This is a genomic window from Mycobacteroides abscessus ATCC 19977, from assembly GCF_000069185.1.
GTDB classification, from domain to species: Bacteria; Actinomycetota; Actinomycetes; order Mycobacteriales; family Mycobacteriaceae; genus Mycobacterium; species Mycobacterium abscessus.
In genome coordinates, this window is sequence record NC_010397.1 from 3,168,343 (window position 1) to 3,195,320 (window position 26,978).

The following is a 26,978-nucleotide window of genomic DNA, read 5'->3' on the forward strand; positions in this document are numbered from 1 at the left end:
CGATGCCGGTGGCGTCAGTCAAGGGCGCGAACCAGCGCCGCCACTACGTCATCGACCGGACCCGTCGCCGAGAACCCGGCTGCCAGCCGATGTCCACCACCGTCGAAAGTGGCCGCTACCGCGGAAAGATCGACCGCGGACCGCGCGCGCATCGATACCGACCAATGCTCCGGCTCGATTTCCTTGAACACCACCGCAACCTCAGCCTCGGTGGTGGTGCGGACGATATCGACTATCGATTCAACCTCTTCGGTGCGTGCGCGGGACCAGACATCGTGGGTGACAACGGCATACACCATTCCCGCACCCCCAACCGCATGGGGGACGAGCTCCGCGGTGCCCAGCACACGCGACAAGATCGGCAGCCACACAAAGGGATGCGAGTCCATGAAGGTGCGGGTGATGTTCACGCCATCGGCGCCCAAGTCCAGCAACCGGGCCGCCAGCCGGTGGCCCCGTGGGGTGGCCCAGCGGAACGAGCCGCTGTCGGTGACCAAGCCCGCGTACAGGCAATGCGCCATCTCGGGGGTGATGTCCACTCCCCAGGCGTCGAGCAGCTGAACCACCATCATCGTCGTCGAATCTGCTGCGATATCAACGTAGTTCGCCGTGCCAAAGAGCTCGTTGGACACATGGTGGTCAATGACCAGCACTGGCGTGGACCCCTCGGTCAGCTGGGCGAGTTGACCGAGTCGGCGCACGCTGGGGCTGTCGACGGTGACCACAAGATCTGGATCCCGGCGCAGCTCTTGGGGCCGAACGAGCAAGTGTGCACCGGGCAGCGTGCCCACCGACTCCGGCGGCGCCGCCGGTTCGCCGAAGCTCACCTGGACGTCAACGCCCTTGGCCACCAACGCCTGTCCCAGCGCCAGCCCACTGCCTACCGTGTCGGCGTCGGGATGCACATGACAGATGATCACCACCCTGCTGGCCTTCGCCAGCAGGGCCACGGCACCGTCCTCGTCTACGCGTGCCCCCACGGCACCCGTCTCAATCGGGACGGCGCTCATCGTCCTCGTAGGCTGCGGGTTCCTCGGCCGCAGATTCCTTGTACGGATCGGCATCGCCGGCGTGTACCGCTCCCTGACGCACCTCGGCAAGAGCCGCATCGGCCGCGCGCGTGCGGTCCAGCAGCTCCTCCATGTGCCGGGCCGAATCGGCCATCGTGTCGAGCACAAAGGTCAGGGTGGGCGTGAACCTCACTCCTGTACCGGCACCCACCTTGGTTCGAAGCACACCCTTTGCCTTATCTAGCGCAGCCGCCGCGCCGGCGAAATCCGGCTCGTCGGAAAGAGTCTGCCCCATCACGGTGTAGTACACGGTCGCATCGTGAAGATCGTTGGTCACCCGAGTATCGGTGACCGTGACCATCGTCAGCCTCGGATCCTTGATCTCGTACTCGATCGCCGAGGCGACGATGGCCCCGATCCGCTTCGCCAGCCGGCGTGCGCGGGCGGGATCTGCCACGTTAGACCCGCTCCTTCTCGCGCAGCTCGTACGCCTCGATGACGTCGCCTTCCTTGATGTCGTTGTACGTCAAGGTCAGACCGCACTCGTAGCCGTCGCGCACCTCGACCACGTCGTCCTTCTCCCGCCGCAGCGACGAGATGGTGACGGTCTCGGCGACCACGATGTTGTCGCGCAGCAGGCGCGCCTTCGCGTTGCGCCGGATGATGCCCGAGGTGACCAGGCAGCCGGCGATGTTGCCGACCTTCGACGACCGGAACATGGCACGAATCTCGGCGCGCCCCAGCTCGACCTCTTCGTAGACCGGCTTGAGCATGCCCTTGAGGGCGCTCTCGATCTCGTCGATGGCCTGGTAGATCACCGAGTAGTACCGGATGTCGACACCCTCGCGGTTGGCCAGCTCGGTCGCCTTGCCCTCGGCGCGCACATTGAAGCCGATGATGATGGCATCCGAGGCCGACGCCAGGTTGACGTTGGTCTCGGTCACACCACCGACACCACGATCGATGACGCGCAACTGCACCTCGTCGTCGATCGCGATTCCGAGCAGTGCCTCTTCCAGGGCCTCGACCGTACCGGCGTTGTCGCCCTTGAGGATCAGGTTCAGCTGGCTGGTTTCCTTCAGCGCGGCGTCCAGGTCGTCCAGGCTGATCCGCTTGCGGCTGCGTGCGGCCAACGCGTTGCGCTTACGCGCACTGCGCCGGTCGGCAATCTGCCGGGCGATGCGGTCCTCGTCGACGACGAGCAGGTTGTCACCGGCACCGGGCACCGAGGTGAAACCGATGACCTGGACCGGACGCGACGGCAAGGCCTCTTCGACATCCTCGCCGTGCTCGTCGACCATGCGGCGCACGCGACCGTACGCGTCACCGGCGACGATCGAGTCGCCGACCCGCAGCGTGCCGCGCTGGATGAGCACCGTGGCCACCGGACCGCGACCGCGGTCCAGATGCGCCTCAATGGCGACACCCTGGGCCTCCATGTCGGGGTTGGCCCGCAGATCCAGGGCAGCATCCGCGGTCAGCAGCACCGCTTCGAGCAACTGCTCGATGTTGGTGCCCTGCCTGGCCGAGATGTCGACGAACATCGTGTCGCCACCGAAGTCCTCGGCCACCAAGTTGTACTCGGTGAGCTGAGCCCGGATCTTGGCCGGATCGGCGCCTTCCTTATCGATCTTGTTGACCGCCACCACGATCGGCACATCGGCCGCCTGCGCGTGGTTGATGGCTTCCACCGTCTGCGGCATGACACCGTCGTCCGCGGCCACCACCAAGATCGCGATATCGGTGGCCTTCGCACCGCGGGCACGCATGGCGGTGAACGCCTCGTGACCCGGGGTGTCGATGAAGGTGATGGGACGCTCGGTGCCGTCATGTTCGACAGCGACCTGGTAGGCGCCGATGTGCTGGGTGATGCCGCCGGCTTCACCCTCACGCACGTTCGCCTTACGGATGGTGTCCAGCAGTCGGGTCTTACCGTGGTCGACGTGACCCATCACGGTCACCACCGGCGGACGTGTCCGCAGGTCCTCCTCGCCGCCCTCGTCCTCGCCGTAGGTGAGGTCGAAGGACTCCAGCAGCTCACGGTCCTCGTCTTCAGGACTGACGACCTGGACGACGTAGTTCATCTCGCCGCCCAGCAGCTCGAGGGTCTCGTCACCCACCGACTGCGTGGCGGTCACCATCTCGCCGAGGTTGAACAGCGCCTGCACCAGCGACGCTGGGTTGGCATCGATCTTCTCGGCGAAATCGGAGAGCGAGGCGCCGCGCGCGAGCCGGATGACCTCACCGTTGCCATGCGGCAACCGCACGCCACCGACAACAGGCGCCTGCATGTTCTCGTATTCGGCGCGTTTCGCCCGCTTGGACTTGCGACCACGCTTCGGGGCGCCACCGGGACGACCGAACGCACCTGCCGCACCACCGCGCTGACCGGGACGTCCACCGCCGCCGCCACCACCTGGGCGGCCGCGGAAACCGCCACCCGCTCCGGGAGGGCCGCCCGCGGGAGCGCCCGTACCGGTACCGCCGCCACGGTAATTGCCACCACCGCCACCACCTGGGCGACCGGCACCACCGGGACGGGGACCACCGCCGGGACGGGGACCACCGCCGGGACGCGGCGGCCGCGGTCCCATGGAACCGGGCGACGGACGCGGCGGCATGTTGCTCGGGGAGGCACCACCGGGACGGGGAGCCCCGGGACGCGGCGCCTGGGGACGCGGTGCCGGACGTTCGGCCGGCTGCGCCGAGGAGAATGGGTTGTTGCCAACGCGCGGCACACGAGGAGCACCCGGCTTGGGGCCGGGTGTCGCACCCGGCCGGGGCGCTGGTGCGGGTGCCGGAGCGGGCGCAGCCGCTTCTGCCGCTGCGGGCCGCGCGGCGGGGCTCGGCTTCGGCGCGGGGGCCGCAGGTGCGGCGGGCGCTGCCGGGGGTTCCGGCGCGACAGGCGCCTCCACAACCGGTTCCGCAACCTTCTTGGGCGCCGGCTTAGGGGCGCCCGGCTTGGGACCGGCCTTCTTCGGAGGAGCCGCCGCCTCTGCAGCCGCACCATTGGACGCGGCGGGAGCGGGCTTATCGCCCCCACCAAATGATTCACGAAGGCGCCGCGCGACGGGAGCTTCCACCGTCGACGACGCAGACTTAACGAATTCGCCCTGATCGCTCAGTCGGGCGAGAACTTCTTTACTGGTCACACCGAGTTCTTTGGCCAACTCGTGTACCCGGGCCTTGCCTGCCACTGCTCTCCTGTCTGCGAGGCAGTGACCTTAAGGGGACTTAAGGGCCCGTGCCTCGTGTTAGCTGTGATGGACGATCATCATCGACGCTTCACGGTGTGCTCATTGTTCGTTGTTGCCAATCTCTTGGTATTGCTCAACATGTTCGGAGACCGCGGAGGTGTCCGGGTTTCCGGTGATCCGGAGCGCTCGCGCGAAGGCTCGCCGCTTTACCGCTAGCTGGTAACACTGCGCCGACCGATGTAACCACGCACCTCGGCCGGGCAGTCTGCGCCGGACGTCGACCACCAGGTGTCCGTCGTCCGCAGCAACCACACGAAGCAGATCTGCAGCCAGCTCTCGCCCCCGGCAGCCGACACATGTCCGTACCGGCTTACCGGTTTGGGCAGGTGCGGACACCGAAGTCTCACGCTGGATCACGGCTTAGTCTACCGTCCGCGACACCCAATTTATGAATCGGCCCACAGCATCGAATAACAAGGCTGTATTCCGGTCATTGAACCCCCGCCGCGACGAGCGCCACCAGGGTGATGAGAGACACCGTCTTGAGGCACTCGGCCGCGACATAAGCCAGGTGGATGCGACTACGCCCTGCATATGCGGCGCCATCCCGGATCGCGTTGGTCCGCTGCGCGATCGCGGGCCGTATCGCTAGCAACTGGATGGCAAGACAGGCGCACGCGCCCACAGCCGCGACGGTTACCGCGGTAGCGGGCTTGCCGACAACCAGCAGCAGCACCAAGACCGCCGCCAGCACGCACTCCACCGCGTTCAGCGCACGGAAGACCAGGCGGCCGATGGCCAGCCCCAGCTGAATGGTCACCCCCGGCGCGCGGAACTTCAGTGGCGCCTCGATAAACGAGATCGCCACCACCAACCCAAGCCAGAATGCCGCCAGCGCCGCCGTCAGCACCTCGACGCGCGTCATGCCACGGCCGACGCCAATGGACCGAACAGCTCGTGATTGATCTGCTCCTGAGGGATACCGAGTGACACCAAGTCCTCGTTGATTGCCGACATGAACGGCCGGGGGCCGCAGACGAACACCGTGGACGAGAGATCGATCGGAAGGCGGTCCAGGCTCATGCGCCCAATTCCATCAGCCGGATGCTCGACATGTGCCCGTTCGTACCAGGTGTGTAGCCGCCCTGCGGGCAAACGACCCACCAGGTCTGCCAGCTCGTGCCGATATGCGTGTGCGGCGGCCGACTGGTCCGCGTGGAGGACCACGACTTCACGCGGCGACTGCGTGGCCACGAGCTCTTGCAGCATTCCCATGATCGGCGTGCAGCCGATCCCCGCCGATACGAGAACCAACGGATCCGCCGAGTCATCGAGCGTGAACTCACCCATGGGCACCGAAACCCGCAGTTGTTGTCCTTCAAAGACGTTGTCGTAGATGAAATTCGACACCTCACCCGCGGGGGTGTCACCGACGTTCAGTCGCTTGACGGCAATACGCCAGTCTCCCGCTGTGGATCCGCGCGACAAACTGTATTGCCGGATCTGCCTGGCCCCGTCCGGCAAGGTGACTTGTACCGATATGTACTGTCCCGGTACAAAATTCGGCAATTTACCGGACACACCGCGTAACTCGAATCCGGCCACGTCCGCTGATTCCAACTGGCGGCGCACCACTATGGCCTGGAGCCACACGTCCCCCGGCGCTACCCCGGCGGCGTCGTAGAGCGCCTTTTCCCGAGCGATCAATTCGTCGGCCATCAGCCAGTAGAACTCACTCCAGGCCTTGGCGACATCGGCGGTCACCGCCCCGCCCAGCACCTCCGCGATCGCGGCGAACAGGTGCTCGTACACAATCGGATACTGCTCGGCGACGATGCCCAATGAGGCATGCTTGTGAGCAATCCTGTCGAGCACCGAGTCATACTGAGCTCCATTGCCTTCCAACACCATTCCGGCGAATGCCGCAATGGATGCGGCCAGCGCCTTCGGCTGCTCCCCTGCCGCCTGATTTCCACGGTTGAACAGATCGCGAAGAAGTTCCGGATGCGCCGCGAACATCTTGGAGTAGAACAACGGCGTGATCTCATCGATCGCACCCGCCACGGCGGGCAGCGTTTCACGGATGACTCCCAGCGACTCTGCTGATAGCACTTTGACTACTTCCTTTCCATTGTTGGACGGGCTATTTCGGCCACCGTCCACTGATCGAGGTGAGTGAAGAACGCGTCTTGGGCGGAGCGAAGCGCCTCACGAAGACGGCAATTCCTGCGGAGAGGACAGGGCGGATCCCCCTCGCAGTCGATGACCTCGCCGCTGCGCTCTAATTTTCGGGCCAGCGAACCCACCCGGCGGCCGAGTCCGTCCTGGGTGATGCGGACTCCCCCATGGCGTCCGCGCGTAGACTCAATTGCCCCCATTTCCGAAAGCCGGGCAACAACTTTCGTGGCATGCGTATAGGAAACACACAATTGGGCGGCAAGATCATCGGTGTGCAGCTGGGCGTTCGGCCCCTCAACGGCCAAGCGCATGACAATGCGCAGGCCCAGGTCGGTGAATCGCGTCAGTTGCACATAACTTGTATATGAGATGCAAGTTATGTGCCGATAGGGACTTTGGTCAGTACCTACCGCTACCCGGTGCTAGTTTTCGGGGTCCGCGTCACTTCTGATGTCGATGCGCCATCCGGTCAGTCGCGCGGCAAGCCGGGCGTTCTGCCCCTCCTTGCCGATCGCCAGCGAGAGTTGGAAATCGGGCACAATGACGCGGGCAGCCTTGCCCGCCTCGTCGATAACCGAAACCGAAACCACCTTGGCGGGCGACAGCGCATTCGCCACGAATCGCGCGGGGTCCGGGTCGTAATCGATGATGTCGATCTTCTCGCCGGACAGCTCACTCATCACGTTGCGCACACGCTGACCCATCGGGCCGATGCAGGCGCCCTTGGCGTTGAGCCCAGAAACCTTCGATGCCACCGCGATCTTGGAGCGATGCCCCGCCTCACGTGCGACCGCGACGATCTCTACCGAGCCGTCGCTGATCTCTGGAACTTCCAGTGAAAACAACTTACGTACAAGGTTCGGGTGGGTGCGCGACAGGGTGATCAACGGCTCCCGGGCGCCCCGCGACACGCCAACGACGTAGCAGCGCAGGCGGTCTCCGTGGTGGTACTCCTCTCCTGGCACCTGCTCGGCCGACGGAATGACCCCCTCGGAGCCCTTCGTCTCGCTACCCATGCGGACCACGACGAGCCCGCGGGCGTTGGCCCGGGCGTCACGCTGGATCACGCCGCCGACGATCTCGCCTTCACGCGTGGAGAACTCGCCAAACTTGTGCTCGTTCTCCGCGTCACGCACTCCCTGCTGGAACACCTGCCGCGCGGTGGTGGCCGCGATGCGGCCGAATCCTTCGGGTGTGGCATCCCACTCCGTGATGAGGTTGCCGTCCTGATCGGTCTCACGCGCCATCACGCGCACCACACCGGTCTTGCGGTCGATTTCGATACGCGCGTTGGGCTCGTGCCCATCGGTATGGCGATACGCGGTGAGCAGCGCCGACTTGATGATGTCGATCGCCTCGTCGACCGTGATGCCCTTATCGGCAGCCATCAGGTTTACCGCTGCGGGATCGATATTCATGCGCCACCTCCAGTTTCGGCTGCCCCAGCCAGATTGAGTTCCTGCGGGTTGGGCGTGTTGAACTCCACCTGCACGACGGCGCTCTCGATATCCGAGAACGCAAGATCACGCACGGTCCATCCGGTCCCCTTGATGGGTTTGCGCAGCACCACCTGCACCCCGTCATCATGCGTGATGCCGATACGCCCAAGAAGATCCTCGCCATTGGTAAGGCGGATCTGGGCCAGTCTCAGGTGTGCCCGCCGGAAGTGCGCCACGGTGGTGAGCGGCCGATCAACACCCGGTGTGGTGATCTCGAGCTCGTAGGCCTGCCAGCCGGTGTCCGCCTCGTCCAACAACGCTGACGCTGTCCTGCTGAGCCCCGCAACCGCATCCAAGTCCACCGGCGTATCCGAATCGACCACCACCGCGATGCGGGACGGCCTACCTGCCACGCCGCCGTCGCTCACCACGACACTTTCGATCTCTACGCCGGAACGGGAAAATTCGGGAGCAAGCAGCTCGAGCACCTGGTCATCAGATGGCAGCCCCGTCGACGAGTCACTCGGGTCAAGAGGATCCGGCATGACGTTTGTGGCTCCTCATCTTGAGTTGTCGGGCGTTCGGCTTGCACACACTAGTCGGACCTTCGTCCTGACCAGCACTCCACCTTACGCCCGGCGAGGGCTGTCATGCGGCAACCGCGCGCACTGGCAGGATGGGCGAATGCTCAGAAGCCTGTCGCGCCGCGACCTGTTGATCGGCGGTGCCGCCCTCGGCGTCACCGCCGTGGCCGCCGCGTGCCAGCAGACACCTGATACCAAACCCGAGGAGGACGCCCTCCAAGCGCAGATCGACTTGGCGGTCCGGGACGCCGCCTCCGCTACCGCGGCGGCAACCGCCAACGTCGAGCTGGCACCGGCGCTGAATACGATCGCCGGTATCCGCAGTGCCCATGTGGCGGCACTGGCCAAAGAGCTCAAACGCATCCCCGGCGCCGCAGCGACCGTCCGCTCCACCCCGAGCACCACCACAGCGCCAGTCGCCCCGCCATCGGCCGACCAGGTCAAAAACCAGCTCAAGGACTCCGCACGCGCAGCAACCGACCTGGCGGCCAAGCAAAGCGGATACCGTGCCGGACTGCTGGCCTCTATCAGCGCGGCCTGCTCCTGCGCGGCCGAGGTGGATCTGCCATGACAACGACCGAGCCCACGCCACAGCCGGCCTCGTCCGCCGACGACACCGCCTTGGCCAATGCCCTGGCCAACGAGCACGCGGCCATCTACTCCTACGGCCTGGTGTCGGCGCATTCGGTGCCCGACAACAACTGGCTGGTGACCGAATGCCTGGTCGAACACCGCCAGTGCCGCGAGGAGTGCATCGCCACGCTGCGCGGTCGCTCGGTCACCGCACCCGTGGCCGCCGCCGGTTACAAGGTTCCGTTCCCGGTGAGCACCCCGGCCGACGCCATCAAGCTGGCGTTGCAGGTCGAGACCGATACCGCGGCGTGCTGGCGTGCCGTCGCCGAGCAGGCCGACAGCGCCGACGATCGTAGATTCGCGGTGCGCATGCTGACCGAGAGCGCGATTCGCGCGGCACGGTGGCGGGTGGCCGGCGACATCGCTCCGGCGAGCGTCGCGTTCCCAGGCGGAACCGAGAAGGCCTGACCCATCCCCTTACCCCGACACGCCGTGTTGTGCGCGCTTCACTCGCACAACAGCACACAAAACGGCGTGTCGGTGGGGAGGGCGTCGCTAGGCGAAGTGCTTCTGGGTGTCGGTGATCAAACCGGACAGCCCGCGACGGATCACCGGCTTGAGGTGGCGGGTGAATCCGAGCGAAGGCTCGATGAAGAAACTCCAGGTGAACAGCGAGCCGGTCGCGGTGCCGACCACTTCGTAGAGCTCACCGAACCGCTTGGTACCGGGGAAGGTCGCCGTCTCGACGGTGAATGCGTTGCGGTATCGCTCCGGGCTCTCCTCCCACACGATGAACCGCTCGTTGACGGCCGCGCCCGGCAGGGCGAGCTTGGCGGTGCGGGTGGAACCCACTCCGCGCGGCTCCGGTGATGTCCAGCCGATCTGGTTGATGGCTTTACACCAGTGCAGCGGGCTTTCCCCATTGAGTTCGGCCCACACCGTTGCCGCGTCCTTGGGCAGCGGCGTGGAGAACGTATACACGAAATCGCTTGTGTTGAAATCACTCTCGACCAGCGGCTCGAGCTTGAAAGACGGCATGACCATTACCCTATCGCTTGTGTGACGGACGCCACGGCGTCGGTCACCGCGATGGGCTGCGTCTCCCCGGTGAATCGGTTGCGCAGTTCGATGGTTCCGTCTGCCCAGCCCCGACCGATCACCACAATCCAAGGCACACCCAGCAGCTCGGCGTCCTTGAACTTCACTCCTGGCGAGGCGGTGCGATCATCGAGCAGCACCTCGTGGCCCAACCGGTCCAGTTCGGCGGCCAGCTCCTCGGCCCCCGCACGTGCGGCGTCGTCCTTGTTGGCGATCACCACGTGCACGTCGAATGGTGACACCGCCGAGGGCCACCGCAGCCCCAGCTCGTCATGCTGCTGTTCGGCGACCACGGCCACCAACCGGGACACCCCGATACCGTAGGAGCCCTGGGTCAGCCGCACCGGCTTGCCATTCTCACCGAGCACGTCGACAGTGAACGCATCCGTGTACTTGCGGCCCAATTGGAAGATATGGCCGATCTCGATGCCGCGGGCCGACACCAGCTGCCCAGCACCGTCGGGCGAGGGGTCGCCGTCACGCACCTCGGCGGCCTCGATGGTGCCGTCCGCGGTGAAGTCGCGACCGGCCACGAGGTCAACCACATGCTTGCCCGGCTCGTCGGCGCCGGTGATCCAGCTGGTGCCCTCCACCACCCGCGGATCGACGAGGTATCGGACACCGTTGGCCAACAAGGCCTTCGGCCCGATGTAACCGCGCACCAAAAATGGATACTTGGCAAAATCCGCATCGCCGAGCAGCTCATACTCCGCGGGCTCGAGCGCCGCTCCGAGACGCTTGTCGTCGACCTCACGGTCGCCGGGCACGCCGACGGCCAGCAGCTCCCAGTCTCCGCCCGGCTGACGCACCTTGAGCAGAATGTTCTTGAGGGTGTCGGCGGCGGTCACGGTTCTGCCGAGACCGGCGGAGTTGGCCCAATCCACCAGGGTGGCGATGGTTGGGGTATCACCGGTTTCGTGTACGACGGCCTCGGCCAGTCCTTCGATGGGCCGGGCCGGCGGCGCGGGCGTGATAACCGCCTCGACGTTGGCCGCGTACCCCGACTCCACGCACCGCACGAAAGTGTCTTCTCCGGTGGGGCTTTCGGCGAGGAATTCCTCAGAAGCGCTACCACCCATGGCACCGGAGGTGGCTGCCACGATCACGTAGTCCAGGCCGAGCCGACCGAAGATCCGTTGGTAGGCATCGCGGTGGGCGTGGTAAGCCGCCTTGAGCCCGTCATCGGAGGTGTCAAAGGAATACGAGTCCTTCATCACGAATTCTCGGCCACGCAGGATGCCCGCCCGCGGCCGCGCCTCGTCCCGGTACTTGGTCTGTACTTGGTAGAGGATGACCGGAAAATCCTTGTAGGAGCTGTACTCCCCTTTGACCGTGAGCGCGAACAGCTCCTCGTGGGTTGGGCCCAACATCATGTCGTTGTCGCGGCGGTCCTTGAGCCGGAACAGCGAATCCCCGTACTCGGTCCACCGGTTCGTGGTCTCGTAGGGCGCGCGCGGCAGCAGGGCAGGCAGCAGAATCTCTTGGCCACCAATGGCATTCATCTCTTCGCGAACGATGTTCTCGATCTTGCGCAGCACCCGCAGCCCGAGCGGCAGCCAGCTGTACACGCCGGGTGCGACGGGGCGCACGTATCCCGCGCGGATCAACAGCTTGTGGCTGGGAACCTCGGCGTCGGCCGGATCGTCGCGCAGCGTACGTACGAAAAGCTCGGAGAGCCGGGTAATCATTGATGAGCCTCTCGGGCGAAGACCATGTTTCGTTGAGCCTCTCGGGCGAAGACCGTCAGTTACGGTTGCACAGCATATCGGCGTGCCGCCGTGGCCTCCGGCTAGCATCACACACATGCGTGCGTGGACAGTCATTCCGGCGGTGACAGTGCTTGGTCTGGGATTCGCGGTGCCGGCCGAGGCGGCGCCGGCCACCGTCAAATACTCGTTGTCGGCCATCGGAATCGGCAACGCTGACTTCACCGTCCAGTTTCAGGATGGCGGCCAGCTACGCGAAGAATCCGGGCACACGTTCGCCGGGTATTACTGGGAGCGCACCGTGAAGCTCGACGGGGCCCGACCCATATTGCGCGTCACTCCGGCCGGCCCACCCAGCGTCTTTCGAATGTCCTGCCACATCACCGTGAATGACGGCATACCCGTCACCAATGGACTGCTCTTTCGCGCCGGCGATTACACCCCGCAGGACTGCTAGGGCCTATTCGAGCTCGTCCTCGTCCAGACCCTGGTCGTGCGCGGCCTGCGCCTTCTGAGCGTGGGCGATGTCGGCCGCGCTGTAGGTGATGAACAACGCCGCCACACCCACCAGGACGGCCGTTCCGGCAATCCACAGCATGCCGTAGGTGTAGCCGTGGTCAAGGGCGTGCAGCTGGTCCCGGTTCATGTTCTGCACCGGGCCCGTGGCGCCACCGAGATAGAGCGTCCGCGACGTGATGATCGCTTGGATGATCACCAGAACGATTGGCCCGCCCAGGTTTTGCAGCATGAGCGAAATGGCGGATAGCGGGCCGATGCGGTCGGCATCGACGCCGGTGATCGCCGACAAGATAACCGGCACCACGATGGTCCCGATACCGATTCCACCGACGAAGATGGCCGTCGCGAAATCCGGGAAGTACGCGATGGTCCGGTCGATGGTCGAGCCGTAGAGCATGGCGCCGAACACGACCACGCCACCACACAGGATCAGCACCCGCGGCGCCAGCCGCGTGACGAGTTGTGACGATAAGCCCAGGCCGATACCCATGCCGACCACGAAAGGAATGGCCGCGATTCCAGTCCGCAGCGGGCTGTACTTCATCAGATCCTGCATGTACAGGCCGATGGTGATGGTGAGAGTGAAGAGCACCCCGCCCGCCATGAAGATCGCCGCAAATGTCGCGACCCGGTTGCGATCGGTAAACAGACTGAACGGCAACACCGGGTTCTCTGCGGTGCGTTCCACAAATAGGAAGGCGATCAGCAGCGCGGCGGCAGCGATCAGCGACACGATCGTGTACGGCGAATCCCAACCGCGGTCGGGCCCCTGGGTGAATCCGAACACCGCCGCCGTACAGCCCAGCGTGGCAAGCACCGAACCCGCCACATCCAGCTTCATCGGCTCGCGTTCGGTCTCGGTCAGTGACCGCACGGCCAGATAGATCATCAGGGCACCCGCCGGCACGTTGATGAGGAAGGCCAGGCGCCAGGACACCTCGGCCAGTGCACCGCCGACAATCAGCCCGGCGATCGAGCCCACCCCCGTCATGGCCCCGAAAACTCCCACGGCGGCAGTACGCAGCGGACCCTTGGGAAAGGTGGTCGCAATCAGGGCCAGCGCCGTGGGCGAGGCGACGGCCGCACCCACACCCTGGATGAGGCGGAAAATCGCCAGACCGATGTCCTCTTGCGCGAGGCCCACCCCGATGGAGGCGAGGGTGAACAACGTAATGCCGCCGATGAAGACCCGCTTGCGGCCGAAGGTGTCACCCAGGCGGCCGCCGAGCAGCATCAGCCCGCCGAAGGACAACATGTACGCGGTGATCACCCAGCTGCGGGTGGCGTCATTGAGGTGCAACTCGGCCTGAATCTTGGGCAGCGTGACCACCGCGATGGTGCCGTCCATGGTGGCCAGGAACTGCATACCGGCGATCGCGATGACGGCATACAGGTAGTGCCGGGATGGCAGAAATTCGCGCGCCTTTTGAGTGAGCTGCTCGACGCTGAGGCCAGACATGGAGGACACCTTACCGTCCTCTTAACGTCGCTTTAGAGATCAGAAGGCGCCGTAAGCAGCGACAGGCCCGATGACGATGATTGCCGGCGGTCTGATGCCCTGCGAGCGAATGCGTTCTGGCGCGGTCGCGAGGTCGGCACGCAACACACGTTGCTCGTCGGTGGTGCCGTGTTGAACCACCAATACCGGGGTATGCGCAGGTCGGCCCCCTTCAATGAGCACCCTCGCGAACTGCTCGATGCGCTCGACAGCCATCAGCAACACGATGGTGCCGTTCAAGGCAGCAAGCGCATCCCAATTGACTAACGATTCCGGGTGGCCGGGGGCTACGTGTCCGCTGACGACAACGAACTCGTGGTTCACGGCGCGATGAGTGACGGGCACACCGGCCGCCGCAGGAACGGAGATCGCGCTGGTCACGCCGGGCACGACGGTCACCTGCACACCGGCCTCGGCGCACGCCAGCACTTCTTCGTAGCCGCGAGCGAAGACGAACGGGTCTCCGCCCTTCAGGCGCACGACGAACTTGCCTTCTTGGGCGCGTTCGATAAGCACTCGGTTGATCTCCTGCTGCGCCATCGCGCGCCCGTACGGGATCTTCGCCGCGTCGATGACCTCGACATGAGGTCCCAGATCGGCGAGTAGTTCGGCGGGGGCGAGCCGATCGGCGACGACCACGTCGGCCTGTGCAAGGAGTCTGCGTCCGCGGACGGTAATGAGATCAGGATCACCCGGTCCCCCGCCGACAAGCGCGACGCCTTCGGGTTTGACGTCCGCGGTCTCGGTAATCAAGCCGCGTTGCAGCGCTTCATGGATCGCTGAACGTAGCGCTGCCGACCGTTTGTGCTGGCCACCGGTCAAAACGCCCACGGCAATGCCATCGTGGTTGAAGGACGCGGGAGTGACAGCAGTACCGTCTCGCGCCGAGTCGGCCCGCACACAGAAGATGTGCCGCCGTTCCGCTTCGTCCACGACGGCGGCATTGACGGCTGGGTCGTCGGTGCAGGCGATCGCGTACCAGGCTCCGTCCAGGTCACCGTCCTGATAGGGCCGCAGCTGGAGATTGATCGAGGCCATGCCTTCGACGGCCGGGGTCGCGTGCGGCGCGATCACGTGGACATCGGCTCCGCTGGCGATCAACAGGCCGAGACGCCGCTGCGCGACAGATCCGGCGCCGACGACTACAACCTTGCGTCCGGCAAGGCGGAGGCCGACGAGGTAGGCGTCATGAGTCACCGCGCGAGTTTACGTGGACGCAGATCGCGGGGCTGGGTTAGCCATGCTCTAATCGGTCCCAGTGCAATCCCATCGCATGCAACCAGCGGAGTTGGCCCAGGCCGCGATGACTGCTGCCCTCATGGGCGCCATCGCCGTCGTCTCCATCGTGCTACCGGGCGCGGTGGTGTTCGCCTGGCTCGGGGCGGTACCGATGGGAGTGCTGTGTTACCGGCATCGCATCCGCGTGGCGTTGGCCGCGTGTGTTGCCGCCGGTCTCATCAGCTTTCTTATCGCGGGCTTCGGTGGCCTGGTGTCGGCATTGACGTGCGCGTACATGGGCGCGATATCGGGTCAGGTGAGACGCCGCAGTCGCGGTGCCGCAACGATGTTCACAGTCGCCGCGCTGTGGGGCGTGCTGGTTTCGACATTCTGTGTTGGGGTGTTCGCCGCCCTGCGAAATTTGCGCGAGGTGGTGCTGGGCGCCGTGGCTGCCAATGTCGGCGGGTTCGCGACGCTGCTGCAGGGAGTTCCGGTTCTCGGACGGGGTGCGGCGGGCCTGGACCATGCCGTCGCCGGCTGGCTTGTGCATTGGCCGTGGTTCTTTGGAGTCTCGGTGTGGCTGATCGTCATCTTCGGGACGTCATTCGGGTGGCGGGTGCTGACGCCCGTACTCAGACGGCTCGAAGAAGTCACCGACCTGGCATCGGTGGGCACGCTGCCCGCTCCACACGAAAGCACTGCGCCCGGCCCGCTACCGACGGTTCTCACCGATGTCGGCTATCGATACGCCGGAGCGGAGCGCGATGCGCTGGCGCCGGTGACGATGCGGGTCGATGTCGGTGAACACATCGCGGTGACCGGCGCCAACGGCACCGGCAAGTCGACCCTCATGCGCATCTTGGCGGGCGTTCCTCCCACTACCGGTAGCGTCGAGCGCCCCGCAGGGGTGGGCTTGGGCCAGGTGGGCGGGACCGCATTGGTGTTGCAGCACCCGGAAAGCCAAGTGCTCGGTCTGCGCGTGGGGGACGACATCGTGTGGGGGTTGCCGCCTGACCGCGACATCGACATCGAAGGCCTGCTCACCGAAGTCGGCTTGAGCGGCATGGCCGGTCGTGACACCGCGGGCCTGTCTGGTGGTGAGTTGCAGCGGCTGGCCGTCGCCTCGGCACTTGCCCGGGAACCTGCGCTCTTGATCGCCGACGAGGTCACCACCATGGTCGACCACGACGGACGCCAGACACTCATCAATGTGCTCGACGGGCTCACCACCCACCACCGTCTGGGGCTCGTGCATATCACTCACTATCCGCAAGAGGCGGATGCCGCCGACCGAGTGGTGGCACTGGGAGGCATAGCTGTCCGCCCGCCTGCTGAGCCACCATCCCCCGCCGAATCCCCAAGCAAAGAAACGATTCTCGATGTGCGGAGCGTCTCGTTCGACTACGCGGTGGGCACGCCATGGTCGCAGCCGGTGCTACGGGATGTTTCCTTCCGAGTCGACTCCGGTGACGGGATACTGCTGTGCGGCGGCAATGGCTCGGGCAAGTCCACCCTGGCGTGGATCATGGCGGGGCTACTGGACCCCTCGGCGGGTCAGTGTCTTCTCGACGGCCGGCCCACTGCCGAACAGGTTGGTGCCGTTGCATTGTGCTTCCAGGCGGCACGGTTGCAGCTGCTGCGCGGACACGCCGGGGCGGCGGTGGCGGCGTTGGCCGGATATTCCGCCGCCGACACCGACAGCATCGATCGCGCGCTGGCTTCGGTCAGTCTGGATCCAGCGATTGGCGGGGTACTGATCGACAGGCTTAGCGGCGGCCAGTTGCGGCGCGTCGCGCTGGCCGGGCTGCTGGCCCGCTCGCCGCGTTTGCTGATTCTCGACGAGCCTCTTGCGGGCCTGGATGTGGACGCCCAGGCCGACCTCATCGATCTGCTGATACGTATCCGCAACGGCGGGCAGGCCGTGATCGTGATCTCCCACGATACCGACAGTCTGTCTCCACTGTGTCCGCGCACAATCCGTCTGGAGCAGGGTGAGTTGGTGACCGCCGGATGAGTCAGCGACGCCCGTTGATGCTGATGCGGCCGGTTCCCGGACCATCACCGATCCACGCGCTGTGGGCCGGCACCAAACTCCTCGCCGTGCTGGCGATATCGGTGCTGCTGACCATCACGCCGTCCTGGCCCGCGATCGGGCTCGTCGCACTGCTCATCCTGGTAACCGCCGGTCTGGCCGGGATCTCCCCCAGGTGCATCCCGTCCGTTCCGCGGTGGGTCTGGTTGCTCGTGGTGGCGGGCAGTTTGTTCACCATCGTCAACGGAGGCGCCCCCGAGCTGAAGCTCGGCCCTGCCACCATCGGCGTGGGCGGCTTCCTGGACTTTCTCCGCGTTACGTCGCTGGGGCTTGTCTTGATCGGCCTTGGCGCGGTGATCTCGTGGACCACCCAGGTCGCCGATATCGCTCCAGCGGTTGCACTTTTATGTCGGCCACTGCGCGTACTGCGGGTGCCCGTCGACGACTGGGCAGTCACCATTTCCTTGGCGTTCCGCATGTTTCCGATGCTCTCCGAGGAGTTCCGGCTGTTGGCGGCCGCCCGCAGACTCCAGCCACCTGCGCCGGAGAAGCCGTCCCGGCGTGCGGAAGTCGTCGATCTGTGCACAGCCGCGATGGTGGTATCGCTGCGGCGCGCAACCGAGATGGGTGACGCCATCACCGCGCGGGGTGGCGCCGGGCGCATCTCCGCGCACACCGTCTATCCGGGCTGGCGCGATGCCATCGCTGCGGCGGTGCTCGTCGGCGTGGTGACGCTCGCGGTGGTGCTGGGCTGACGCGGTGGCTAAATCTCTTCTGCCCCAATACCGACATCGGCAACCTCACCCTCGCCTGCGCCCCCACCACCGCCTCCTCAACCAGGGCTGGACCACCCGAAAACACCCCAACGGCACCACCCAATGGATACCCCCCACCACACCTGGAACTCAGCGGTGTTACGCACGCAGGATGCCGAAGATTCCCAGAGTGAGCAGGATCAATCCGAGGACCGCGACGATTCCGGCAACGTCGATTCGCCGCCGCGATCGAACCCAGGTGTGTAGTGCCGACACCATCTGGTACGTCCGGCCCGGCATCGCCGCATAGCTCAGCAGTGGCAACCCCACCATCGAGAAAGCCACCACGTTGAAGAAGAGCAGCGCCATCGACTGGACCGGCTGCGTCTCTCCGGAGGCGTGGATGAGTGCGATCACCGCCAGAAAGTCCGCCGACGGCAACGCAATTCCCAAACCGCTCACTCCCGCGACCCATAGCGAGTTGTTCTGCAGAAAACCTCGTACCCGCGTCGCAAGCTTGCCCGCGAAACCCGTAGTGGTGCGCGGCGCCGCAGGAGGCCGGCTACCCGACGCCGTCACCGCCAGTACCGCGGCCACCAACAACGCAAGCACCCCGAGTCCGATTTGGATATACGGACCGGAAACATCCGCCTTCCCCACCGGCGAAACCCGCAGCACAAACAGCAGTGTCAGACCTAGGCTGAGCCCCATCGCGAAGGCCCCGCACAGGAACACAAACAGCTGCAACAACGGTCGCGGCCGGTTCAGCATCAGAACCGTTAGGCCCAGCCGAGTGGGTTCAACACTCACGCCAATGGCCATCAGCAGCACGATGGTCCACATGACTACCGCGCAGGCACAACGTCATTCTGTTCGCAGACCCGCGCGAACGTCGACTTCACCAGGTCTACGTAGCGGGTGATCGACTCCCGCGCAACGGGATTGTCGGGGTACGCGATCATCAGCGTGGTCTCGGTCGGGAACCGCGAGATAAAGATGGTCAGCTGATACACCGACTTGCTTTCCGCGTAGAGACCGATGGGATTGCTGACCAACAGCGGGTTGGTGAACAACTGCGACAGCGGCGGAGCGCCACCGTCGAAGAAGTTGATCATCGGGTGGTACGGCCGCGGCCAGCTCAGCTGCGGCACCAATTCCAGCACTCGGTAGAACGGGACGTTGACCAGCTGTCTGCCCCGATCGAAGGATTCCTGTGCCGCGACCGCGGCAGCCGCGAAGGTCCCGTCAACCGGTGCGGTAATCGGGACCAGACCCGTGAACCACCCCGTCGTGAACATGTCGGCTTCCTCACGAGCATCACTCGGGGTGATCCCGTAATAGGTATCGGTACCGGTCAATTCGCGCTCGGCGAAGCCGAGCGCCGCCATCACGCCGCCGATGAACCGCGCTCCCGCATCCACACACAGGGACTCGAACTTCAGCGCCTGCTGCTCGTCCAGCAGCTGCTCGGTGACGATCGCGGTGCCGCACTGCACACCGTGATCGCCCAGCGGCAGGGGGAAGTCCGGCAGACTGCCACGGTTGTTCTCGGCGAACTGAGTCCACTCGCGGACGGGTTCGGAATCAGGCGTCAGGCCTGATAGGAACTCGTGCTGCCGGATGCAGTAATCGCCGTAACTGCCTGCGGGCGGGAGCTCGATGGGCGCGCCACCCTGAACCAGCGCCTTGTATCCCATGAGGATCTCCATGATCAGCAAACGGGCAAAGGTGGCGTCCAGATGCAGGTGATCGACACTGAAGTAGAAAGTGAAATGTCCTGAACTCTGGACGATCCCGAAGCGGAAGCAATCCCACCGGAAGGGATCGGGAGTCTCCGAAACCACCAATTCCCGCACCTCGTCGGACGTCATCTCACCGAGCTTGACCTGAACGAACTCCACATCCGCCGGATCGGCCATCGTCCGTCGCACGATGTTCTGCTCATCATCAAGCGAGAACCAGCTGCGGTAGGTGTCGTGCCGTCGCAGATGCGCGTTGATCACGTGACCCATCGCACGCTTATCGCATCGGCCCGGCATGTCCAGGGTGAAGACGAGCACCCGCGAGAAGTCGAGGCCCTTGGCCGCCTGTCGCAGGTATGTTCGTAGATGCTGCACCTGCATGAAGCTCGGCGGTACGTCACTGACAGGCGCCTCAAGCGCTTTCGCGTACGACGCCGGCGAAGGCTGCCAAGTGATCACCGATCCGGCGGTCGGCTCCCACTTGTCGGTCAGCGAAACTGTTACTGGTCCACCACGCATTGTTTCCCCTTAGGACGACGCGACTTCGGATTCCTGCTCGGCCAATCTGTCGTAGATGTGCGCTGCCAAAGAACGCACGGTAGACACATCGGCCGGACCGATGCGGACGCCGGTGTCCGCCTGGATACGAGTACGAATTTCAAGATTGCCCAACGAATCCAGGCCGTAATCCGGGAGGGAACGGTCCGGATCGATCGAACGGCGCAACACCAAACCCACCTGCTCGGCGACCAGCTTCCGGAGCCGGGTAGGCCACTCCTCGCGCGGCAAGGCCCGCAGCTCATCGAGGAATTTGTTGGTCTCCGTTTGATTTTGGCCTGCATCGCGGAAGGCCTGCGCGAACGGACTGCGCTCCACGAAGTCCGCCAGCCACGATATCCCGGCCATCGGCGCATACGCGGTGTAGGCGCGGTTGTGCCGAAGTACGGTGTCGAAGGCATAGGCGCCTTCATCCGGGAGGATCGCGGCCTCCGCGTTCTGCGCCAAATGAGTGCCCTGCCCGATCTCCGACCAGGCACCCCAGGCGATGACGGTGGCAGGCAGCCCCTGTGCGCGCCGCCAGTGCGTGAATCCGTCCAGCCAACTGTTGGCGGCCGCATACGCGCCTTGGCCCGGGGAGCCCACCAGCGCCGCTATCGACGAGAACGAGCAGAACCAATCCAGCGGCTGATCCGCGGTGGCCTCGTGCAGGTTCCAGGCACCATGCACCTTGGGTCGCCAGTCACCCCGATCGATCAGCTCATCGGTGATGTTCGCCAACGTGGCATCGTGAACCAGCGCCGCGGCGTGCAGCACACCACGCACCGGCTTGCCGGTCTCCGTGGCGGCCGCGACCAGACGCTGTGCTGTGTCCGGCTCGGCGATGTCTCCCAACGCCACGTCGATCTCGGTGCCGCCCTGCCGGATCTGTTCAATCGCTGCCAGTGCCTCCGGCTTCGGAGCACTACGGCCGTTGAGGATGATTCGCCCGACCCCGGCCGCTGCCAGTTTGCGCGCCAGAAACAATCCCAGCCCGCCGAGGCCGCCGGTGACAACGTAGGCACCGTCCCTGCGGAAAGCCGGGGCATGCGACGGCGGAATCACCGCGGACACCTCACCGGCCTTGGGCAGATCCAGGACGAGCTTGCCGGTATGTCCTGCCGCTCCCATCACCCGGATCGACTCCGCGGCCTCCTGCAACGGCGACGGCGAGATCTCCGGCAGGGGCAGCACCCCCTCGGCCATCTGCCCGTACAAGGCAGTCAATGTGCGGTAGATCGCTTCCGGCCGCGTCTTGGCCACCAGGACAAGATCGACGGCGTGGAACGACAGATTCCTCCGGAAGGGGAACAGGCCCAGCCGGGTGTCGCCGTAGATGTCGCGCTTGCCGATCTCAATGAAGCGGCCACCGAAGGTCAGCAGTTCCACTCCGGCCCGCTGTGCGGCGCCGGTGAGCGAGTTGAGCACGATGTCCACACCGTAGCCATCGGTGTCGCGACGGATCAGCTCGGCGAAGTCCGTGCTGCGAGAGTCGTACACATGCTTTATGCCCCAGCTGCGCAACAGGTCTCGCCGCTCCGGGCTGCCCGCGGTGGCGTAAATCTCCGCGCCGGCCGCACGTGCGATGGCAATCGCTGCCTGTCCCACACCACCGGTCCCGGAATGGATCAGCACCTTGTCGCCCGCCGAGATCCTCGCGAGCTCGTGTAACCCGTACCACGCGGTGACATGAGCACCCGGGACCGCTGCGGCCTCCCGGTCGGGCACCTCGGCCGGGAGTGTGGCGGCGAGGTTGGCATCGACCACGACGAAGCTTCTCCAAGCACCGGTGGGTGTCATGCCACCCACCCGGTCACCGACCTGATGCTGCGTGACTCCCTCGCCCACGGCCGTGACCACACCGGCGAAATCGACACCAAGCTCCTGTCGGCCTTCGAAACTCGAGTACCTGCCGTATACGTTCAGCACATCGGCGAAGTTGATGCTGGTGGCCGTCACCGAGACCTCGATCTGTCCCGGCCCAGGGGCGACCCGATCAAAAGCGACGAAGCCAAGCGACTGCAGATCACCCGGGGTCCGAACCTCGAAGCGCACACCCTCGTTATTCGGCGTCGCGACAGTACTGCGCCAATCGTCGGGGCCGAGCGGACCCAGGTTCAGACGCGCCCGGTACCAGTGATCCTCACGCCAGGCCGTCTCGTCTTCCTCCGAGCCCGAGACCAACTCGCCAGCCACATTCTGTGCGGCAGTGTGTCTATCGACATCGATGTGGGTCACCCGCAGGTGCGGGTATTCGGCACCGATGACGCGCACCAAACCGCGCAATCCGGCCTGTTCGAGGTTGGTGATATCGCCATCCACCACCGTCTGTGCGTTGCGGGTCACCACAAACAGCCGTGGCGGCTCACCAGGCAGGTCCACCAATTCGCGGGTTATCCGCACCAGATGCCGCACCTGATCGGCACCCTGCAAGACCACCCGATCGGCACCGCCCTCGGAGCCCGGCGCGGTGACCACGAGCACGCCGTCGAACGTACCGGACTCCAGCTGGTCATACAGAAGCTTCAGCGCCGCAACACGATCGGTGTTCGGCCGCCACTGGATCAGCGACACCTCACTCTCGCGTACCTTGAGCGAATCGATCAGCTCGGCCGCCCACGGATCAACGCTCTCACCGGTGCTGACCAGCAGCCAGCGGCGCGGGGCACCCGAGACCGACTCCGGCAACCGCTGCTGCTGCCACTCGATCGCCAGCAGACGGTTGTTCAGCAGCTGATCGCGTTGTTCGTCATCGGAAGATCCGGTGCCAAATCGGAAGCCTCGCACGGCAATCAGCACCGATCCCGTCTCATCCAACAAGTCGATATCGGCTTCCACCTCATTGCCGACCACCTTGGTCACTCTGGTGTAGCAGTACTGGGTGGCGCGTGCGGATTCATAGGCGTGCAGACTGCGTACGCCCTTGGGCAGCGGCAGCGCGTCCTTGCTGGCTTCCTGGACGTCCGGCAACGCGATGACGGATTGGAAGCACGCATCCAGCAGTGCGGGATGCACGATATAGCTGCCCTGTTGTGCGCGAACATCACGAGGCAAGGTCACCTCCGCCAGCACCGATCTGACGGTCTCGTCCCCGCGGTACGCCGCGGCCAGCCCCTGGAAGGCCGGGCCGTACTGGACTCCTCTCTCATCGAACGACGCCCGCAGGTCGTCGCCGGACTCGCGATGCGGGTGCTCGGCACGCAAGGCGGACAGGTCGTAGGCGATCGGCATATCGACATCACCGCCATTGCCCAAGACCGCAGTCGCACGCTTGACGACATCACCCTCATCGTGCGTTTCCACCACGAACTCGAGGATGTCCGCGGACTTCGCCGTGGCCGTCGCCGATATCGGCGTCGACTCCCCCAATGTCAGCAACTGTTCAAACGAAATACTCTGTACCGCAGAGCCTTCACCGAATACAGCGGCCGCCGCCGACAGCGCCATCTCGCAGTACGCCGCGCCCGGGTACACCGCGACGTGCCGGACCTGATGATCGGCGATCCACGGCTGGCCCACGGTCCCTACGTCCGCCTGCCAGATGTGCCGCTCGGGTTCTTCGGCCAGCCGTACATGCGCGCCCAGCAACGGGTGGACCGCAACGGTATGCGTGCCGTGGCCCTGCTGCGCCTGTGCGGACAGATCCAGCAGATAGGACCGGCGCGTCCAGCTGGGCAGCGGCACATCAACCAGTTGGCCTGTCGGATAGAGCACCGAGAAGTCCACGGCCCCGCCGGCCGTGTACAGGTCACCGACGAAATCGCGCAAGCCGTGCGGCAATTCCTGCTCACGACGCATACCTGCCAGGGCCACCATCGGGATATCGAGGCTACGCGCGGTCTGTTCTGCCGGGTACACCAGCAACGGGTGCGGAGCGAGCTCACCGAACACCCGATACCCGTCGTCCAGCGCCGCCTGCACCGCAGCGGCGAAACGTACCGTGTGACGCAGATTGTCCACCCAGTAGTCGGCGTCCATGATCGGCCGTTCGCGCGGGTCGAAGGAAACCGAAGAGTACAGCGGGACAACGGGTGTCCGCGGCGTGAGGTCTTCGAGCGCGTCGGCGAGATCGTCCAGGATCGGATCGACCTGCGGTGAGTGGGATGCCACGTCGACCGCCACCTCGCGGGCCATCAAACCCCGATCGGACCATTCGGCGATCAGCTGACGAACCGTTTCCGTGGCACCGCCGACAACCGTGGACTGCGGCGACGCCACCACGGCCAGCACCACGTCATGGATATCTCGATCGGCCAGTTCGGAGACCACCTGCTGAGCGGGCAGGTCGACGGACGCCATGGCACCGGCGCCCGAAATGCGCAACATCAATTGAGAACGACGGCAGATGACCTTGACACCGTCTTCCAACGACAAGGCCTCGGAAACAACCGCAGCCGCGACCTCACCCATCGAATGTCCGATGACGGCCCCGGGCCTGACACCGTACGAGGCAAGTGTCGCCGCGAGCGAGACCTGCATCGCGAACAGTGTCGGCTGGACACGGTCAATGCCGGTGACGGTCTCCGGGGCCGAGATAGCGTCGGTGACCGAGAAGCCCGACTCGGCGTGGATCAACGGCTCAAGACGAGCAATGGTCTCGGCGAATACCGGTTCCTTACCGAGTAGTTCAGCACCCATGCCCGCCCATTGCGACCCCTGACCCGAGAACAACCACACCGGGCCGCGGTCGTCTTGCGCGACAGCGGCCGGGTACGGGGCGTCGCCCTCGGCAACGCCGCGCAGCGCATCGATCAGCTCGTCGGCGCCATCGGCCACCACCGCGGTACGTACCGACCGGTGGGCCCTCCGGCGAGCCAACGTGTATCCCACATCTCCCGGCGCCACTTCCGGGCGCTCGGCTACCCAATCGGCCAATCTGGCTGCGGTACGGCGCAATTCTTCCGCCGAAGTCGAAGAAACCGGGAAAATAAGTTGTGACCCGAGCGGGGACTCCACCGCAGGCGGCGTGGACGACTCGACAGGCGGAGCTTGTTCCACCACCGCATGAACATTGGAACCCGACATCCCATATGCCGACACCCCGGCCCGCCGCGGGCCCTGCGCCTTACCCGGCCACGGAATAACCGTTTGCGGCACGAAAAGGTTCGTCTTGACAGGGGCAAGCTTGTCGGGGATACCCGTGAAATGCAGGTTCGGCGGAACAACGCCATGTTCGACCGCGAGAACGATCTTCATCAGACCGAGCGCGCCCGCCGCCGACATGGTGTGCCCAAAGTTGGTTTTTACCGATCCCACCGCACAGGGCCCATCGACCCCATACACCTGTGCCAGACCGGTGTATTCGATGGGATCACCCACCGGCGTTCCGGTGCCATGGGCCTCGATCAGCCCGACCGTGTCGGCTTCCACACCGGCGACGGCCAGCGCCGTGCGGCATGCGGCCGCCTGCGCTTCCGAGGAGGGAGTCGACTGATTGACCGTACGCCCGTCCTGATTTGATGCCGTGCCCCGCACGACCGCCAAGATCCGGTCCCCGTCGCGCACTGCGTCGTCCAGCCTCTTAAGCAGAACCATGACGCAGCCCTCCGACATCACGAAACCGTCGGCCTCCCCGGTAAATGTGTGGCAGCGTCCGGTCGGAGAGAGCATGCGCTGCTGTGAAGCACCGACGTACCTGCGCGGCTCCAAGACCAGATTCACGCCACCGGCCAGCACCAGGTCGCTTTCGCCGGCGGCCAAGCTCTGGCACCCCATATGCACCGTCGCCAGCCCGGCGGCGCACCCGGCATCGACCGTCAGAGACGGCCCGTGCACACCTAAGGCATATGAGATACGCCCCGACGCCATGCAGAAGTTCGTACCCGCAAAACCATAGGGGCCACCGAGATCCGCCGCGTCCGCCGCTACCAGCTGATAGTCGTTGTGCGTCACCCCGACGAACACACCGGTCTGCGAGCCGGCCAGCGCCCGCGGATCGATCCCAGCGTGTTCGACTGCTTGCCAAGATGTTTCAAGTAATACGCGGTGTTGCGGGTCGATCGAGACCGCCTCGCGCTCGTTGATGCTGAAGAAGTCCGCGTCGAATCCACCGACGTCCTCCAGGAAGGCCCCCCACTTGGAGGGCGACTTGCCCGGCACGCCTGACTCGGGGTCGTAATACTCAGTCAAGTCCCAGCGCGCGGGGGGCACCTCGGTAATGAAATCCTCACCCCGCAGCAATGCCTGCCAGAACTGCTCGGGTGACTCGATCCCACCCGGAAGCCGGCACCCCAACCCGATAACTGCAACTGGGGTTACAGACGCGTTTTTCATCTTGCTACGTCCTCCTCGCACACCGACAATCGCCTGGTAGTAGACCTGAAGATAACTAGCAGTAGAGCCCGACAGACCTAAACATAGGGCGCAGGAAGTGAATTCGCGACTCGGGAGATCAGGATCACAGTGCCTCGCCGCCGGCCGTCTCACGACATCGGAAAAGGGCCGTTTCCATGCGTTCAATCCGCCCCGTTTTAACAGCCCATTGATAGCCGGGAAACACGGAATTCATAAATTGTCCCCGACCATCCGCCATTAGCCATATGACGGTTTGCCACGCCCAGTGCATCACTGTAGACCATCCCAAAGGTCCAGTTCAAGCCTTATCTAAGAGCACATTTCACTCCTTCGGCCAACGCTCACAGTTCATTCACAGGACTTTGGATGGTTTGCGACATGCACATACGGACAGAACGTCTGACACGCGCTTACCTACGAAATATTTATGCGATTTACTCACCATGAGTAGAAACTTCTCGAGGCTCCACGTCAGACACGATCAAATAGACCAAAGAATTGACTACACCGTCCAGGTCCGCTATTTGATCCGGTGGCCGAGGGCCCGTGCCGCGTCGCCGGGATGCGGCCACCCAACACATGCGCATGCGCCTGCGCC

The 26,978-nt window shown here is 64.9% G+C and carries 20 protein-coding genes and 1 pseudogene; 5 read left to right on the plus strand and 16 right to left on the minus strand.

Translation table 11 applies throughout. From position 1 onward, the window contains the following. Positions 1-14: 14 nt before the first annotated feature. The 9 genes and pseudogenes from MAB_RS15860 to rimP form a co-directional block, all read right to left on the minus strand. Positions 15-1,010, minus strand: coding sequence for a DHH family phosphoesterase (locus MAB_RS15860; protein WP_012296638.1), 996 nt, complete (start codon positions 1,008-1,010; stop codon positions 15-17). Beyond that, positions 991-1,467, minus strand: a complete 477-nt coding sequence (rbfA, locus tag MAB_RS15865) for a 30S ribosome-binding factor RbfA (RefSeq protein WP_005076703.1) — start codon at positions 1,465-1,467, stop codon at positions 991-993. Before rbfA ends, MAB_RS15860 begins: the two co-directional genes overlap by 20 nt. A 1-nt stretch (position 1,468) precedes the next feature. Continuing rightward, complete coding sequence (gene infB, locus MAB_RS15870) at positions 1,469-4,207, minus strand: translation initiation factor IF-2 (RefSeq protein ID WP_012296639.1); 2,739 nt, start codon at positions 4,205-4,207, stop codon at positions 1,469-1,471. Positions 4,208-4,414: 207 nt separating this feature from the next. After that, positions 4,415-4,624, minus strand: a pseudogene (locus MAB_RS25425) (YlxR family protein); the annotation flags it as partial. Between the two features lie 73 nt (positions 4,625-4,697). Further along, complete coding sequence (locus MAB_RS15880; RefSeq protein WP_005081729.1) at positions 4,698-5,132, minus strand: hypothetical protein; 435 nt, start codon at positions 5,130-5,132, stop codon at positions 4,698-4,700. Continuing rightward, a complete protein-coding gene (locus MAB_RS15885; protein ID WP_005093835.1) occupies positions 5,129-6,319 on the minus strand; it encodes a globin domain-containing protein in 1,191 nt (396 codons plus the stop codon). The genes MAB_RS15880 and MAB_RS15885 overlap by 4 nt, the downstream gene beginning before the upstream one ends. A 5-nt stretch (positions 6,320-6,324) precedes the next feature. Then, the gene (locus MAB_RS15890) at positions 6,325-6,738 is read right to left on the minus strand and encodes an RrF2 family transcriptional regulator (protein ID WP_005081726.1); all 414 of its coding nucleotides are present in this window, start codon (positions 6,736-6,738) and stop codon (positions 6,325-6,327) included. A 69-nt stretch (positions 6,739-6,807) separates the two neighbouring features. Continuing rightward, a complete protein-coding gene (nusA, locus tag MAB_RS15895) occupies positions 6,808-7,803 on the minus strand; it encodes a transcription termination factor NusA (RefSeq protein WP_005057086.1) in 996 nt (331 codons plus the stop codon). Next, the gene (gene rimP / locus MAB_RS15900) at positions 7,800-8,369 is read right to left on the minus strand and encodes a ribosome maturation factor RimP (RefSeq protein WP_005093836.1); all 570 of its coding nucleotides are present in this window, start codon (positions 8,367-8,369) and stop codon (positions 7,800-7,802) included. The genes nusA and rimP overlap by 4 nt, the downstream gene beginning before the upstream one ends. A gap of 139 nt (positions 8,370-8,508) precedes the next feature. On the opposite strand from rimP, the gene MAB_RS15905 reads away from it, so the two are divergent. Then, the gene (locus MAB_RS15905; protein WP_005081718.1) at positions 8,509-8,979 is read left to right on the plus strand and encodes a hypothetical protein; all 471 of its coding nucleotides are present in this window, start codon (positions 8,509-8,511) and stop codon (positions 8,977-8,979) included. Then, positions 8,976-9,449, plus strand: coding sequence for a ferritin-like domain-containing protein (locus MAB_RS15910; RefSeq protein ID WP_005093837.1), 474 nt, complete (start codon positions 8,976-8,978; stop codon positions 9,447-9,449). The genes MAB_RS15905 and MAB_RS15910 overlap by 4 nt, the downstream gene beginning before the upstream one ends. Positions 9,450-9,536: 87 nt before the next feature. Here the strand turns inward: MAB_RS15910 and MAB_RS15915 are convergent, their stop codons facing one another. Next, positions 9,537-10,025 (minus strand): SRPBCC family protein, encoded by a 489-nt coding sequence (locus MAB_RS15915; RefSeq protein ID WP_005088271.1) that lies wholly within the window; start codon positions 10,023-10,025, stop codon positions 9,537-9,539. Then, the gene (locus tag MAB_RS15920; RefSeq protein ID WP_005081714.1) at positions 10,025-11,767 is read right to left on the minus strand and encodes a proline--tRNA ligase; all 1,743 of its coding nucleotides are present in this window, start codon (positions 11,765-11,767) and stop codon (positions 10,025-10,027) included. Before MAB_RS15920 ends, MAB_RS15915 begins: the two co-directional genes overlap by 1 nt. Positions 11,768-11,882: 115 nt before the next feature. Here MAB_RS15920 and MAB_RS15925 point away from each other — a divergent pair, with 115 nt between their 5' ends. Then, positions 11,883-12,242 carry a hypothetical protein gene (locus MAB_RS15925; protein ID WP_005081712.1) on the plus strand — a complete coding sequence of 120 codons (360 nt, stop codon included), beginning with the start codon at positions 11,883-11,885 and terminating at the stop codon, positions 12,240-12,242. A gap of 3 nt (positions 12,243-12,245) precedes the next feature. Here MAB_RS15925 and MAB_RS15930 read toward each other — a convergent pair whose 3' ends face one another. Beyond that, the gene (locus tag MAB_RS15930) at positions 12,246-13,763 is read right to left on the minus strand and encodes an MFS transporter (RefSeq protein ID WP_005093840.1); all 1,518 of its coding nucleotides are present in this window, start codon (positions 13,761-13,763) and stop codon (positions 12,246-12,248) included. Between the two features lie 39 nt (positions 13,764-13,802). Continuing rightward, the gene (gene cobA, locus MAB_RS15935; RefSeq protein ID WP_005088280.1) at positions 13,803-14,999 is read right to left on the minus strand and encodes a uroporphyrinogen-III C-methyltransferase; all 1,197 of its coding nucleotides are present in this window, start codon (positions 14,997-14,999) and stop codon (positions 13,803-13,805) included. Positions 15,000-15,075: 76 nt separating this feature from the next. Between cobA and MAB_RS15940 the strand changes: the two genes are divergently transcribed. Continuing rightward, positions 15,076-17,034 carry an ATP-binding cassette domain-containing protein gene (locus MAB_RS15940; RefSeq protein ID WP_005111617.1) on the plus strand — a complete coding sequence of 653 codons (1,959 nt, stop codon included), beginning with the start codon at positions 15,076-15,078 and terminating at the stop codon, positions 17,032-17,034. Next, the gene (locus tag MAB_RS15945; RefSeq protein WP_005111618.1) at positions 17,031-17,807 is read left to right on the plus strand and encodes an energy-coupling factor transporter transmembrane component T family protein; all 777 of its coding nucleotides are present in this window, start codon (positions 17,031-17,033) and stop codon (positions 17,805-17,807) included. Before MAB_RS15940 ends, MAB_RS15945 begins: the two co-directional genes overlap by 4 nt. A 159-nt stretch (positions 17,808-17,966) precedes the next feature. Here the strand turns inward: MAB_RS15945 and MAB_RS15950 are convergent, their stop codons facing one another. Genes MAB_RS15950 through pks2 form a run of 3 tightly spaced genes read right to left on the minus strand, consistent with a single transcriptional unit; the run spans position 17,967 to position 26,359 of the window. After that, complete coding sequence (locus tag MAB_RS15950; RefSeq protein ID WP_005088284.1) at positions 17,967-18,650, minus strand: GAP family protein; 684 nt, start codon at positions 18,648-18,650, stop codon at positions 17,967-17,969. Positions 18,651-18,652: 2 nt separating this feature from the next. Then, entirely contained in the window at positions 18,653-20,068 is a 1,416-nt protein-coding gene (locus MAB_RS15955) for a condensation domain-containing protein (RefSeq protein WP_005057073.1), read from the minus strand. 9 nt (positions 20,069-20,077) lie between these two features. Further along, the gene (pks2, locus tag MAB_RS15960) at positions 20,078-26,359 is read right to left on the minus strand and encodes a sulfolipid-1 biosynthesis phthioceranic/hydroxyphthioceranic acid synthase (RefSeq protein ID WP_005111620.1); all 6,282 of its coding nucleotides are present in this window, start codon (positions 26,357-26,359) and stop codon (positions 20,078-20,080) included. Positions 26,360-26,978: the final 619 nt, after the last annotated feature.